The following is a 12118-nucleotide window of genomic DNA, read 5'->3' on the forward strand; positions in this document are numbered from 1 at the left end:
ACTGGAACCCGCGCATGATCCCGTTGTCAGTGCTCGATCTCGCCCCGGTCTGCGAAGGCAGCGCCCCGGCCGCCGCCTTCGCCAACATGCTCGACCTGGCCCGCCATGCCGAAGCCTGGGGCTACCACCGCTACTGGCTGGCCGAGCACCACAACATGCCCGGCATCGCCAGCGCCGCCACCGCGGTGCTGATCGGCCACGTCGCCGGCGGCACGCGCACCATCCGCGTCGGTGCCGGCGGCATCATGCTGCCCAACCATTCGCCGCTGCAGGTGGCCGAGCAGTTCGGCACCCTGGCCGCGCTGTACCCGGACCGCATCGATCTCGGGCTGGGGCGGGCGCCGGGCACCGACCAGGCCACCGCGCGGGCGTTGCGGCGCTATTTCGATGCGGCCGACCAGTTCCCGCAGGACGTGGCCGAGCTGCTGCGCTACTTCGAGCCGGCGCGGCCGGGGCAGCCGGTGCAGGCCGTGCCGGGCGCCGGCATCCCGGTACCGGTGTGGCTGCTGGGCTCGAGCCTGTTCAGTGCGCGCCTGGCTGCGGCGCTGGGCCTGCCGTTCGCCTTCGCCTCGCATTTCGCGCCGGACCTGATGGACCAGGCGCTCGCCCTGTACCGCCAGGAATTCCGTCCCTCGCAACGGCTGGCACAGCCCTACGCGATGCTGGCGCTCAATGCGGTCGGCGCGGGCTCGGCGGAGCAGGCGCGGCGCCTGTTCACCAGCCAGCAACAGGCCTTCGTCAACCTGCGCCGCGGCCGCCCCGGGCGCATCCCGGCACCGGTGGAGGACATCGAGACGTTCTGGCAGCCGCACGAGAAGCTCGGCGTGCAGCAGGCCCTGGCGTGCACCGTGCTGGGCGACCGGGCGGCGGTGGCGCAGGGCCTGGCGGCATTCGTCGCGCGCCACCGGCCCGACGAGGTGATGGTCACCGCCAACATCTTCGACCATGCCGCGCGGCTGGAATCGTTCCGCATCGTGGCCGAGGCCTGGCGCGAGGTGCAGGGCGGGGCGGCCTGACCGGCCGCTTCACGCCTCCTTGCCCGCCGGCACGCCCAAGATGGAGACCGGTTTTCGCGAGGGAGTGGTACCCATGCAGCAGCGCAGAAGGCACGTGGACGAGGTCGCCGGGCTGATCCGCGACGTCGAGGTGGCGATGCTCACCACCGTCGACGCCGACGGCCGCCTGGTCAGCCGGCCCTTGTGCACGGAGGATGCGGAGTTCGACGGCGAGCTGTGGTTCGTCACCCGCAGCGACAGCCCCAAGGTGGCCGAGATCCATGCCAATCCCCAGGTCAACGTGGCCTATGCGGTGCCGGCGCGCAACGCCTACGTTTCCATCGCCGGCCAGGCGCGCATCGTCCACGACCCGGCCCGCGCCGCGGCCTACCAGAGCCGGGCGCTGGCGATGTTCTTCCCCGAGGGGCGCGAGGACGGGGACCTGTGCCTGGTTCATGTGGTGGCCGATTCGGCCGAGTGCTGGAACGGTCCGGGGCCGCTGCTGGGGCGGGTGCTGCACTTCGTGATGAGTGCGGTCGGCGACGAACCGCCGGCCATGAGCGGCAGCGACGTGCTCGACCTGGAGCCCCATCGCCGGCGCTGAAGTGTCAGTGCAGACGGTGCAGCAGGTCGCGGCCGAGGCCGATCAGGCCGCCAGAGGCCAGGGCGGTGGCGGCGATGCTGGCGAGCCCGGCGGTCCACGCCACCGCCATCAGGCGGCCGTCGCGCTCGAGCAGCGCCAGGGCATACAGCAGCAGGATCACCCCGAACAGGTAGTTGGTCATCGGGATCGGCAGCGACAGCAGGATCCCCAGCACCACTAGCTGGGCGCCGCAGGCCAGGCGTGCCGGCAGCGGCGCGACCAGTACGCGCCAGCGCGGCGCCAGCAGGCGGTCCAGGCGCCGCAGCAGCGGCGAGATGCGCGCCACGAAGCGCCCGACCGTGCGCCGGCGTGGCCCGCGGCGGCCGATCGGGCCGGGCAGCCAGGGCCGGCGCAGCCCGAGCAGCAGCTGCAGCCCGACCAGGGCCACCAGCGGGCCGCTGACCGCCCCGGACACGCCGGGCAGGGGAATGAAGGCCGGCAGGATCGCCACGAACAGGAACATGCCGAACGCGCTTTCCTGCATGTCCGCCAGGATCTCGCGCAGGCTCAGGACCTGGTCCGGATCGCCCTGCAGGAACACCGACAACAGCGTGCGGATGCCCGCGCTGCCGAACGCCTCGCCCGGGCCGGGCGCGTTGCCCTCATCCGGTGAGGTCATCGGTCCCGTCTTCGGGCAGCTTGCGCAGCAGCAGCTTGTCGATGCGCGCCCCGTCCAGGTCCACCACCTCGATGCGCCAGCCGGCCCAGTCGAAGTACTCCCCGGCGTGCGGGATGCGGCCGAAGTAGTAGATGCACAGGCCGGCCAGGGTGTGGTAATCGCCCTCCTGCGCCGGCGGCAGCTCGGCCCCGCCGAGCACCTCGCGCAGCTCGTCGATCGGCAGCGAGCCGTCCACCAGCAGCGAGCCGTCCTCGCGCTGCACCACCAGGGCGTCGTCGTTGCCGTTCTCGAAGGCCTGGATGCGGCCGACCACCGCGCCCATCAGGTCGCTGACCGTGACCAGGCCCTGGATCTCGCCGTATTCGTCCACCACCAGCGCCATCGACTGCTGCTCCTCGCGGAAGATCTCCAGCAGCTTCATGGCCTGGGTGGAATCGGAGACGTACAGCGGCTCGCGCAGGTTCTCGAACAGGTGCTGCGGATCGCCGTCCATGCGCACGATCAGCGACTTCACCTCGAGGATGCCGACCACGTCCTGGTCGTTGCCGCGGTACACCGGGTAGCGCGAGAACTGGTGCTCGCGCATGGTCCGCAGGTTCTTCTCCGGCGCCGCCTCGGTGTCCAGCCAGGCGATGCGGTTGCGCGGCGTCATCAGGCTGTCGGCGGTGCGGTCGCCCAGCCGCAGCACCCGGTTCATCATGTTGCGCTCGTCGTCGTCGATCACGCCCTGCTCGTGGCTTTCGGCCACCAGCATGCGGATCTCCTCTTCGGAGACCTTGGCCGACTGCTCGTTGCCCAGGCCCAGCAGCCGCAGCACCAGGCGGGTGGTGCGCGCGAGCACCCAGACGCCGGGCGCGGCGATGCGCGCCAGCCAGCCCATCGGCGTGGCGACGATGCCGGCGATGGTCTCCGGCCGGGTGATGGCCAGGCGCTTGGGCACCAGCTCGCCGAAGATCAGCGTCAGGAAGGTGATCAGCGCGACCGCGGCGGTCTTGCCGATGCCGTCGGCCCACGGCGCCAGGGCGGGCACGCCGGCCTTGATCCACTCGGCCATCACCAGGCCGATCGCCTCGCCGCCGAACAGGCCGGTGAGCACGCCGATCAGGGTGATGCCGATCTGCACCGCGGACAGGAAGTTGTCCGGCTTCTCGGCCAGCTTCAGTGCGGCGGCGGCGCGCTTGCTGGAAGCGGCCATCTGCTTCAGGCGGCTCTTGCGCGAGGTCATCACGGACATCTCCGACATGGAGAAGAAGCCGTTGAGGATGACCAGGGCCAGGACGATCAGAAGTTCGATCATCGCCGGGCCTCCCTGTAGCCAGGGAAGGGGGGGAGGCGGGCGGGGGGGAGGTTTCGAGGAATTTTCCATAGGATGCGCGGTCAAGCGCCGGCCAATCGTAGCAAATGCGGGCGGTGGCGGCGCAAGTCCGCGGCCGGTTGCGCGCCCGGTGGATACCCGGGCTGTCACGGAACAGTCATAATTCCGCCCTGCGCCGTCCTCCCAGACGGCAGGACGATGCCTTCTCCATGTTTTCCCTGCAGACCATCTTCGGCTCCGGCAAGCAGTTCTACACGCTGCTCGACGAAGCCGCCGACGCCGCCTACGACAGCGCCAAGGCCTTGCACGCCATGATGCGCGACGCCGACCGCCAGCCGGCGCTGGATGCCTTTAAGCTGGCGCGCCTGCGCGAGCGCACCGCCTCGGACAAGATCGGCCAGGCGCTGGTGGACAGCTTCATGACCCCGATCGAGCGCGAGGACATCGAGGCGCTGGGGTCGGCGCTGTACAAGATCCCCAAGCAGATCGAGAAGTTCGCCGACCGCTACGCGCTGGCCACCAAGCACCTGGAGCACATCGACTTCGCCCCGCGCGCGGCGATGCTCGAGCAGGCCGCCAGCGTGGTGTGCGAGATGGTCCACGACCTGCGCAACATGGACCTGGACCGCACCACCGCGCTCAACGAGAAGCTGCGCACGATCGAGAACGAGGCCGACCGGCTGATGCTCGAGCTGTACCGGGACATCTACTCCGGCCGGCTGGACTACCAGCAGATGTTCCTGCTCAAGGAGTTCTTCGAGATCCTGGAGAAGGCCATCGACCGCTGCCGCGAGGCCGGCGTGGTGGTCTACCAGATCGTGCTCAAGAATTCCTGATGGCGATGCCGACCTTGCCGCATCCCGGTGCCGGGAAGAGCAATGGCGTCCGCGCCGCGGGCCGCGTGTCGCTCCGGTCCGCCCATGCCGCCGCCCGCCGCATCCGCGCGTCCGCGCCCGGGAGGCCGCTGCCATGCTGACGCTGGTGATAGTGGTGGTGCTGGCCGCGCTGGTGTTCGAGTTCATCAACGGCTTCCACGACACCGCCAACTCGATCGCCACGGTGGTCTCCACCAAGGTGCTCACCCCGGGTTGGGCGGTGATCCTGGCCGCGGGCATGAACCTGGTCGGCGCGCTGACCGGCACCGCGGTGGCGCTGACCATCGCCTCGGGCCTGCTCGACACCGACGTGGTCGAGGTCACCCCGCAGGTGGTGCTGTGCGCGCTGCTCGGCGGGATCATCTGGAACCTGATCACCTGGTGGCGGGGACTGCCGTCCTCGTCCTCGCACGCGCTGATCGGCGGCCTGTGCGGTGCCGGCCTGGCCGCGGCCGGCAACGACTGGAACGCGCTGATCTGGTCGCAGAACGTGGGCGACTGGGCCCACAACAAGGGCCTGCTGTGGAAGGTGTTCGTGCCGATGGTGACCTCGCCGGTCGCCGGCTTCTTCCTCGGCATCGTGGTGATGATGGCGCTGTGGGCGATCATCGCCGGCATGGCCCGGATCGGCGGCCCGGTCGGGCGGCTGGCGCGGCCGCGCTGGGTCAACGCCTTCTTCGGCAAGGCGCAGATCGCCTCGGCCGCCTACATGGGCTACGCGCACGGCCACAACGACGCGCAGAAGACCATGGGCATCATCGCCATGACCCTGGTCGGGGCGCAGTCGGTGGGTGCGCTGGACGATCTGCCGGGCTGGCTGGCGTTCCTGCATCCGGCGGCCCACGGCGGCGACGGCATCCCGCTGTGGATCGTGCTCTCGTGCGCGCTGGTGATGGCCGCGGGCACCGCGTCCGGCGGCTGGAAGATCATCCGCACGCTGGGCCACAAGATGGTGCGCCTGCACCCGATCCACGGCTTCGCCGCCGAGGTCAGCTCGGCCTCGATCCTGACCCTGGCCGCGCACTTCGGCATGCCGGTGTCCACCACCCACAGCATCTCCACCGCGATCATGGGCGTGGGCTTCGCCAAGAACCCGCACTCGCTGAAGCTGGGGGTGATCGAGCGGATCGTGTGGGCCTGGATCCTGACCATTCCCGCCTCCGGCCTGATCGGCTACCTGATCCTGGAGCTGTTCCGCCTGGCCGGCTGGACCTGAAGCCCGCGTGGTGCCGGCGCCGCCGGCGCCGCGCGGGGGACCGCTCGATTCAATCCAGCGTGACCACGACCTTGCCGAACGCGCCGCGGCGCAGGTGCGCGAACGCCTCCGGCACGGCGTCGAAACCGTAGCGGGCATCGACCACCGGGACGATGCGGTGCCGCGCGAGTGCGCGGTTCATCGCCTTGAAGGCGTGGCGCGCCGGCGGTCCGGGATCCGATGACAGCGGGGCCGGCCCGATGCGCGACAGGCTCAGTGCGCGGCGTACATCGCCATCACGTCGCGGCGGAACGCGGCCTGGCTGTCGGTACGGCTGTAGAACATGTGCCCGCCGGGGTATTCGCGGACCTGGACGCGGGTCGGATCCTGGCCCATCGCCGGCATCTGGTCCACGGTCAGCACCGAGCCCATGAACGGGCACGACAGGTCGTTCCAGCCGTGGGCGATCAGCACCCGCAGCTGCGGGTCGATCGCCACCGCCTGGCGCAGCTGGGTCACGGCGCCCTTGCGCAGCTCGTCGTTCCAGTCCCACAGCCGGTTCACGTCGTAGTTCAGCGCCTGATAGCGGGCATCGACCTTCCAGCCGACCACGCGGGTGACGAAGTCCACCATCGCGGTGGTGGTCGGGGCGATGATGCTGTCCAGCAGCGGATCGTTGGCGCGCTGCTCCGGATCGTTCGGGAACGGGTCGAAGGCGGTGACGTTGGAGTCGTAGCGGCTGCCGAGCTCGCCCTTGTCGCGGAACACCTCGCGCAGGTAGGACTGGGTCTCCAGGCGGCCGCCGGCGCGGCGCACGTAGGCCGGATCGAGGCCGGTCATCGCCGCGACCTGGGCGAGCATGCGCTCGGTCGCCTGAGGATCGCTGCGCCCCTTCATCAGGGCGGTGGCGTAGTCGCCGCGGGTGTAGTCGATCACCTGCCGCATCGCCTCGGGCGTCAGCCGGTTCTCGCGCTCCAGGTGCGCGGCGGTGATCGAGGGCAGGGTCAGCATCCACGCCAGCGGCGAGACGTCGCCGTTGTCGTCCAGGGTCGGGTTGAGGTAGGGCGAGACCAGCACCACCCCGTTCATCGCCACGCCCAGCCGGGTCTGCAGGTAGTGGGTGATGCGCGGGCCGCGGAAACCGCCGTAGCTCTCGCCGACCAGGTACTTGCGCGACTGCAGGCGCCCGCTCTTGACCAGCCAGTCGTAGATCGTGCGCGAGAGGTACTCGACGTCGGCCTTGGGGTTGTAGAACTGCTTCTTGGCTTCCTCCTCGCCGACCAGCGAGCGGCTGAAGCCGGTGCCGACCGGGTCGATGAACACCAGGTCGGTGAAGTCCAGCCAGGTGCCGGGGTTGTCGCGCAGCGTCGCCGGCGCCGAGGCGCTGTCGCCTTCGCTGCCGAAGGCGACCACCTTGGGGCCGATCGCGCCCAGGTTGAGGTAGACCGACGACGCGCCGGGGCCGCCGTTGAGGGCGAAGGTCACCGGCCGATCCTTGCCGCCGGTGGTGTAGGCGGTGACCACCACCTCGCCGATCGTCTTGCCCTTGTCATCGTGCACCGGCAGGGTGGCGACCGTGGCCGTGTAGTCGAGCGTGCGGCCGTCGATCCGCATGGACTGGCGTACCGAGGCATCAGCCGGCAGCGCTGCAGGGGCGGCGGCGGGCGTGGCCGGGCGGTCGTCGGTCGCGGGCTTGTCGTCGGCGAAGGCGGGCAGGACGGCCAGCAGGGTGGCGAGCAGCGTGTACGGCAGGACTTTCATGGGCAGGGACGACGGACCGGAAGAATGCCCGATGCTAGGTGGTCCCGGCCGGCGGCGGATGTGCCCAAAGCCATGTGCGGGCCGGTGCCGGCCCGTATGATGGCGGCTGATCCCGAGGACGCGGCATGGTGAACAAGCGGTTGCTGGCGGCGCTGTGCCTGCTGACGATCACGGCCTGCGCCGGCGCGGGCGCGGCGCGCAAGGCGCACGACCCGGATGCCTTGTGGCGCCTGGTCAACCGCTGCAGCAGCAGCGCCGATGCCGACCGGCCGGCCGACTGCGTGGCGGTCTGGGCCGATCCGGCGCGTCGCGCGGTGGTGCTCAAGGACTCGCACGGGCGCTACCAGTACCTGCTGTTGCCGCTGCCGCGGCTGACCGGCATCGAGGACGACCAGCTGCGGCGGGCGGCGTTGCCCAATTACTTCGCCCTGGCCTGGCAGGCGCGCGGCTTCGTCGCCCAGGCGCTCGGCCGGCCGGTGCCGCGACGCTACATGAGCCTGGCGCTGAACTCGCCGTACGGACGCTCGCAGAACCAGTTCCATATCCACCTGGACTGCCTGCGCGAGGACGTCGCCGCCGCGCTGGCGCGGCAGTCTGCGGCGATCGGTCCGGACTTCGCCGTGTTGCCCGAGCCGCTGCGCGGCCACCGCTACCTGGCGCGGCGACTGGACGGCGCCGAGCTGACCGCCGATCCGCTGCACCTGCTGGAACAGTCGCTGGCCGGGGACGAACGGATCGACCGCTACTCGCTGGTGGTGGCCGGCACCGAGGATGCGGCCGGCCCCGGCTTCGTCGTGCTGGCGACCCGCTTCGATCCGCTGTCCGGCAACTTCGCCAGCGGCGAAGAGCTGCAGGACCATGCTTGCGGGGCGCTCACCGGGGCGAAGGCGCTCGATGGCGTGCGCTGATCGCCATCGACCGGCAGGCCCGGGCGCCATGCCGGTACGTGGCCGCAGCGCCCATTCGCCGATGCGGCGGCCGGGATCCCTTCCGCCGCCCGCGGGAGACACGCAGTGACCCTGTCGCTCGTCTTCCTGCTCGCGCTGCTGGCTGGCGTATTGGCCTGGCGCCGCTGGCGCCGGAGTGCGCTGGCGGCCGGGGGGGCGGCGATGGCGTTGGGCCTGGCGGTGGGCTGCGGCCCGGTGCCGGCCTGGATGCTGTCCGGGCTGCAGGCGGGCCCGGGGGCCGGGTTCGCCGGCTGGGGCCGGCGCAACGTCATCGTGCTGCTCGGTGCCGGTACCGTGCGCACGCCCGCCGGCGTGGAGCCGAGCCTGTTCGCGCAGGGGCGCCTCGGTGCCGCCGCGCGCCTGTGGCACGCCTGCCGGCAAGCGCCGGCGCGCGTGTGCAGGATCGAGATCAGCGGCGGCGATGCCCGGGGCAACGGCACCTCGGAGGCCGCGGTCTATCGCGACGCATTGCTCGGGCTGGGCGTGGCACCGGCCGACCTGCTGGTCGAGCCCGCCAGCATGAACACCTGGCAGAACGCGCAATTCAGCGCGCCGCTGCTGCGCCGCGAAGGCGCGGACCGGGTGCTGCTGGTGTCCTCCGCCACCCACCTGCGCCGTGCGCAGCTGTATTTCGCCCATTTCGGGATCGCCGCGGTGCCGGTGCGCGCGGACTGGCTGGACACCGCCCCCGGCGGGTTGCCTTCAGGTGCGAACTTCATGCTCGCTGACGTGGCCCTGCACGAGTACCTGGGCATCGCCCGCTACCACCTCTACCAGGCGCTGGGCTGGAACGTGGAGGCGACCCGGGCCGGGGCGCTGTGAATTCCCTTGGGCGGGGCGGACGGCCCGTCGCCGCTTTCCCGCTTGACGGCCGCGGCACGGAGCGCTGGTCCGGGCCCTTCATTCCGGCCACAAGGTCGGCCGTGGCTCAAGCGTTGTGCAGTTGCAGCAGGTCCTCGAGTCCTGCATCGGGCTCCAGCGATGCAGGAGCGTTTGGGCTTTCCGATCGGCCCGGCGGTTCGTTCCTGCACGGCGATGACGGGGGACTGGCCAGCCATTGCCGGCCAGTGGTGGCGATCAGGCCGCCAGCGGGGCCTGATCGCCCTTGGTCTCCAGCCGCGCCAGGGCATCCGTTCCGGCGTGGCCATGCCCGGGCCATCGCCATGGCCGATGCGGGCGAACGGCAGTGATCCGACTTCCAGCAAAGCCACGTCGCCCTTGGTCTCCAGCCGTGCCGGCGATTCGTTCCGGCGTGACCATGCCGGAACCATCGCCACGGCCGATGCAGGCGAAGCGGGGATCAGGCTTCCAGTGAGGCAAGGGGCCCCTCGGTCTCCTGCTGCGCCGAGCCATTCGTTCCGGCGTGAGGCCATGCCGGAGCCGTCGCCACGGCGGTGCAGGCGAACGGCCGCGATCAGACCTCCAGCGAGGCCAGGTCGCCCTTGGTCTCCAGCCAGGTCTTGCGCTCGCTAGCGCGCTTCTTGGCCAGCAGCATGTCCATCAGCGCATTGGTCTGCGAGTCGTCGTCGACGGTGAGCTGGACCAGGCGGCGGGTGTCGGGATGGATGGTCGATTCGCGCAGCTGCTGCGGGTTCATCTCGCCCAGGCCCTTGAAGCGGGTGACATGGACCTGGCCCTTGAGCTTCTCGCGCTCGATCTTCTCCAGGATCGCGCGCTTCTCGTCCTCGTCCAGCGCGTAGAACACCTGCTTGCCCACGTCCACGCGGAACAGCGGCGGCATCGCCACGAATACGTGGCCGGCCCGCACCAGCGACGGGAAGTGGCGCAGGAACAGCGCCGACAGCAGGGTGGCGATGTGCAGGCCATCGGAGTCGGCGTCGGCCAGCACGATGATCTTGCCGTAGCGCAGGCCGGCGATATCGTCCTTGCCCGGGTCGCAGCCGATGGCGATGGCCAGGTTGTGCACTTCCTCGGAGGCCAGCACCGAACCGGAGGCCACCTCCCAGGTGTTCAGGATCTTGCCGCGCAGCGGCAGGATCGCCTGGAAATCCTTGTCGCGCGCCTGCTTGGCCGAGCCGCCGGCCGAGTCGCCCTCGACCAGGAACAGCTCGGTGCGCGCCAGGTCCTGGCTGATGCAGTCGGCCAGCTTGCCGGGCAGGGCCGGGCCGGAGGTGACCTTCTTGCGGGTGACCTGCTTCTCGGTCTTCAGCCGGGCGCTGGCGCGGTCGATGGCGATCTGGGCGATCCGCTCGCCGACCTCCACGTTCTGGTTGAGCCACAGGCTGAAGGCATCGTGCACGGCGTTCTCGACGAAGCCGGCGGCCTGGCGCGAGGACAGGCGCTCCTTGGTCTGGCCGGAGAACTGCGGGTCGGTCATCTTCAGGCTCAGCACGAAGGCCACGCGGTCCCACACGTCCTCCGGCGCCAGCTTGACCCCGCGCGGCAGCAGGTTGCGGAAGTCGCAGAACTCGCGCAGCGCCTCGGTCAGGCCGGTGCGCAGGCCGTTGGCGTGGGTGCCGTGCTGGGCGGTGGGGATCAGGTTGACGTAGCTCTCCTGCACCAGCTCGCCCTCCGGGACCCAGGCCAGGGCCCAGTCCACCACCTCGGTGTCCTTGCCGAGGTTGCCGCAGAACAGCGCCGGCGGCAGCAGTTCGCGCCCGGCCAGCTCGCCGAGCAGGTAGTCGCGCAGGCCGTCCTCGTAGTGCCATTCGTCGCGTTCGCCGCTGGCCTCGTCGAACAGGGTGACGGTCAGGCCCGGGCACAGCACCGCCTTGGCGCGCAGCAGGTGGCGCAGGGCGCGCACGTTGTACTTGGGCGTGTCGAAGTACTTCGGGTCCACCCAGAAACGCAGGCGCGTGCCGGTATTGCGCTTGCCGACGGTGCCGACCACCTCCAGCGGCGAGGCGGCGTCGCCGTCGTGGAACGTCATCCGGTATTCGTTGCCGTCGCGCTTGATGAACACGTCCACCCGGTGGGACAGCGCATTGACCACGCTCACGCCCACGCCGTGCAGGCCGCCGGAGAAGGTGTAGTTGCGGTTGCTGAACTTGCCGCCGGCATGCAGGCGGGTGAGGATCAGTTCCACGCCGGGGATCTTCTCCTCCGGATGGATGTCCACCGGCATGCCGCGGCCATCGTCGGCCACCTCGCAGCTGCCGTCCTTGTACAGGATCACGTCGATCCGCCGCGCATGGCCGGCCAGGGCCTCGTCCACCGAGTTGTCGACCACTTCCTGCGCCAGGTGGTTCGGGCGCGAGGTGTCGGTATACATGCCGGGGCGGCGCTTGACCGGATCCAGGCCGGAGAGGACTTCGATGTCGGCGGCGTTGTAGCGTGCGTTCATGCGTGGGGGCAGGGCGTGTGCGGGTCTGTTGCGACCCGCAAGTGTGCGGCCTGGGGGTGTTTTTTGCACCCATGCGGCCCGTTCAGGGCGAGGGCAGGCGCGTCCGGCTAGTCTGTCGCCCGCTTGCAGAGCCCGGCGGCATCCGCCTGCCGGGCGATGCGCCACCGAGGAGGAAACGCCATGAAGACCCGTACCGTGATCGCCCTGTCCGCCGCCCTGGCCGCGCTCGTCGCGCTGCCCGCGCTGGCCCAGCAGGCGCAGGCCGACAAGGTCCAGGCACAGGGGGCGGCCGCCGCGCCGTCGCCGGAAGCGCAACAGAAGGCCCAGGAAGACGCCAAGGCCAAGCGCCGCGCCCAGGCCGAGGCGCAGAAGAGCCAGGCCATCAAGAGCGGCAAGCTCGCACGCCACGAGGAAGAGGAAGAAAAACCGGTGCGCTGAGCGATACAATCGGCGCTCATCCAGGG

Annotated in this window: 12 protein-coding genes; 7 read left to right on the forward strand and 5 right to left on the reverse strand. The window is 70.6% G+C overall.

Annotated features, from left to right (window positions below; translation table 11 throughout):
- Window positions 1-14 precede the first annotated feature (14 nt).
- Window positions 15-1016 (forward strand): LLM class flavin-dependent oxidoreductase, encoded by a 1002-nt coding sequence (locus tag BN3794_RS07570; protein ID WP_066095571.1) that lies wholly within the window; start codon window positions 15-17, stop codon window positions 1014-1016.
- 73 nt (window positions 1017-1089) lie between these two features.
- The gene (locus BN3794_RS07575) at window positions 1090-1599 is read left to right on the forward strand and encodes a pyridoxamine 5'-phosphate oxidase family protein (protein ID WP_066095575.1); all 510 of its coding nucleotides are present in this window, start codon (window positions 1090-1092) and stop codon (window positions 1597-1599) included.
- A 4-nt stretch (window positions 1600-1603) separates the two neighbouring features.
- On the opposite strand, the gene BN3794_RS07580 is transcribed toward BN3794_RS07575, so the two are convergent.
- Together BN3794_RS07580 and BN3794_RS07585 are read right to left on the reverse strand one after the other, a co-directional pair.
- Window positions 1604-2257: an exopolysaccharide biosynthesis protein gene (locus tag BN3794_RS07580; RefSeq protein ID WP_066095578.1), complete on the reverse strand. Its 654-nt coding sequence runs from the start codon at window positions 2255-2257 to the stop codon at window positions 1604-1606.
- Complete coding sequence (locus tag BN3794_RS07585; RefSeq protein ID WP_066095581.1) at window positions 2241-3554, reverse strand: hemolysin family protein; 1314 nt, start codon at window positions 3552-3554, stop codon at window positions 2241-2243. The genes BN3794_RS07580 and BN3794_RS07585 overlap by 17 nt, the downstream gene beginning before the upstream one ends.
- Window positions 3555-3781: 227 nt before the next feature.
- On the opposite strand from BN3794_RS07585, the gene BN3794_RS07590 reads away from it, so the two are divergent.
- Both BN3794_RS07590 and BN3794_RS07595 read left to right on the forward strand, forming a co-directional pair.
- Complete coding sequence (locus BN3794_RS07590; RefSeq protein ID WP_066095585.1) at window positions 3782-4408, forward strand: DUF47 domain-containing protein; 627 nt, start codon at window positions 3782-3784, stop codon at window positions 4406-4408.
- Between the two features lie 133 nt (window positions 4409-4541).
- Complete coding sequence (locus BN3794_RS07595; protein WP_066095588.1) at window positions 4542-5663, forward strand: inorganic phosphate transporter; 1122 nt, start codon at window positions 4542-4544, stop codon at window positions 5661-5663.
- 49 nt (window positions 5664-5712) lie between these two features.
- On the opposite strand, the gene BN3794_RS16325 is transcribed toward BN3794_RS07595, so the two are convergent.
- Both BN3794_RS16325 and BN3794_RS07600 read right to left on the reverse strand, forming a co-directional pair.
- On the reverse strand, window positions 5713-5844 hold the full coding sequence (locus tag BN3794_RS16325) for a zinc-binding dehydrogenase (RefSeq protein ID WP_187128045.1): 132 nt from the start codon (window positions 5842-5844) through the stop codon (window positions 5713-5715).
- Between the two features lie 71 nt (window positions 5845-5915).
- Window positions 5916-7403, reverse strand: coding sequence for a S10 family peptidase (locus BN3794_RS07600; protein ID WP_066095591.1), 1488 nt, complete (start codon window positions 7401-7403; stop codon window positions 5916-5918).
- Between the two features lie 125 nt (window positions 7404-7528).
- Between BN3794_RS07600 and BN3794_RS07605 the strand changes: the two genes are divergently transcribed.
- Both BN3794_RS07605 and BN3794_RS07610 read left to right on the forward strand, forming a co-directional pair.
- Window positions 7529-8311: a CDP-diacylglycerol diphosphatase gene (locus tag BN3794_RS07605; RefSeq protein ID WP_078059641.1), complete on the forward strand. Its 783-nt coding sequence runs from the start codon at window positions 7529-7531 to the stop codon at window positions 8309-8311.
- 105 nt (window positions 8312-8416) lie between these two features.
- Window positions 8417-9172, forward strand: a complete 756-nt coding sequence (locus tag BN3794_RS07610) for a YdcF family protein (RefSeq protein ID WP_066095596.1) — start codon at window positions 8417-8419, stop codon at window positions 9170-9172.
- A 592-nt stretch (window positions 9173-9764) separates the two neighbouring features.
- On the opposite strand, the gene parE is transcribed toward BN3794_RS07610, so the two are convergent.
- On the reverse strand, window positions 9765-11654 hold the full coding sequence (gene parE, locus BN3794_RS07615) for a DNA topoisomerase IV subunit B (protein WP_066095600.1): 1890 nt from the start codon (window positions 11652-11654) through the stop codon (window positions 9765-9767).
- 180 nt (window positions 11655-11834) lie between these two features.
- Here parE and BN3794_RS07620 point away from each other — a divergent pair, with 180 nt between their 5' ends.
- Window positions 11835-12092, forward strand: coding sequence for a hypothetical protein (locus BN3794_RS07620; RefSeq protein WP_066095603.1), 258 nt, complete (start codon window positions 11835-11837; stop codon window positions 12090-12092).
- The last annotated feature ends 26 nt before the right edge of the window (window positions 12093-12118 follow it).

This window comes from Xanthomonas massiliensis (assembly GCF_900018785.1).
GTDB classification, from domain to species: Bacteria; Pseudomonadota; Gammaproteobacteria; order Xanthomonadales; family Xanthomonadaceae; genus Xanthomonas_B; species Xanthomonas_B massiliensis.

What these genes read in the sequence shown, in the direction of transcription:
- BN3794_RS16325 (WP_187128045.1), bottom strand. Translation starts at nt 5,844, where the DNA reads ATGAACCGCGCACTCGCGCGGCACCGCATCGTCCCGGTGGTCGATGCC.
- BN3794_RS07580 (WP_066095578.1), bottom strand. Translation starts at nt 2,257, where the DNA reads ATGACCTCACCGGATGAGGGCAACGCGCCCGGCCCGGGCGAGGCGTTC.
- BN3794_RS07570 (WP_066095571.1), top strand. Translation starts at nt 15, where the DNA reads ATGATCCCGTTGTCAGTGCTCGATCTCGCCCCGGTCTGCGAAGGCAGC.
- BN3794_RS07585 (WP_066095581.1), bottom strand. Translation starts at nt 3,554, where the DNA reads ATGATCGAACTTCTGATCGTCCTGGCCCTGGTCATCCTCAACGGCTTC.
- BN3794_RS07595 (WP_066095588.1), top strand. Translation starts at nt 4,542, where the DNA reads ATGCTGACGCTGGTGATAGTGGTGGTGCTGGCCGCGCTGGTGTTCGAG.
- BN3794_RS07620 (WP_066095603.1), top strand. Translation starts at nt 11,835, where the DNA reads ATGAAGACCCGTACCGTGATCGCCCTGTCCGCCGCCCTGGCCGCGCTC.
- parE (WP_066095600.1), bottom strand. Translation starts at nt 11,654, where the DNA reads ATGAACGCACGCTACAACGCCGCCGACATCGAAGTCCTCTCCGGCCTG.
- BN3794_RS07590 (WP_066095585.1), top strand. Translation starts at nt 3,782, where the DNA reads ATGTTTTCCCTGCAGACCATCTTCGGCTCCGGCAAGCAGTTCTACACG.
- BN3794_RS07605 (WP_078059641.1), top strand. Translation starts at nt 7,529, where the DNA reads ATGGTGAACAAGCGGTTGCTGGCGGCGCTGTGCCTGCTGACGATCACG.
- BN3794_RS07575 (WP_066095575.1), top strand. Translation starts at nt 1,090, where the DNA reads ATGCAGCAGCGCAGAAGGCACGTGGACGAGGTCGCCGGGCTGATCCGC.
- BN3794_RS07600 (WP_066095591.1), bottom strand. Translation starts at nt 7,403, where the DNA reads ATGAAAGTCCTGCCGTACACGCTGCTCGCCACCCTGCTGGCCGTCCTG.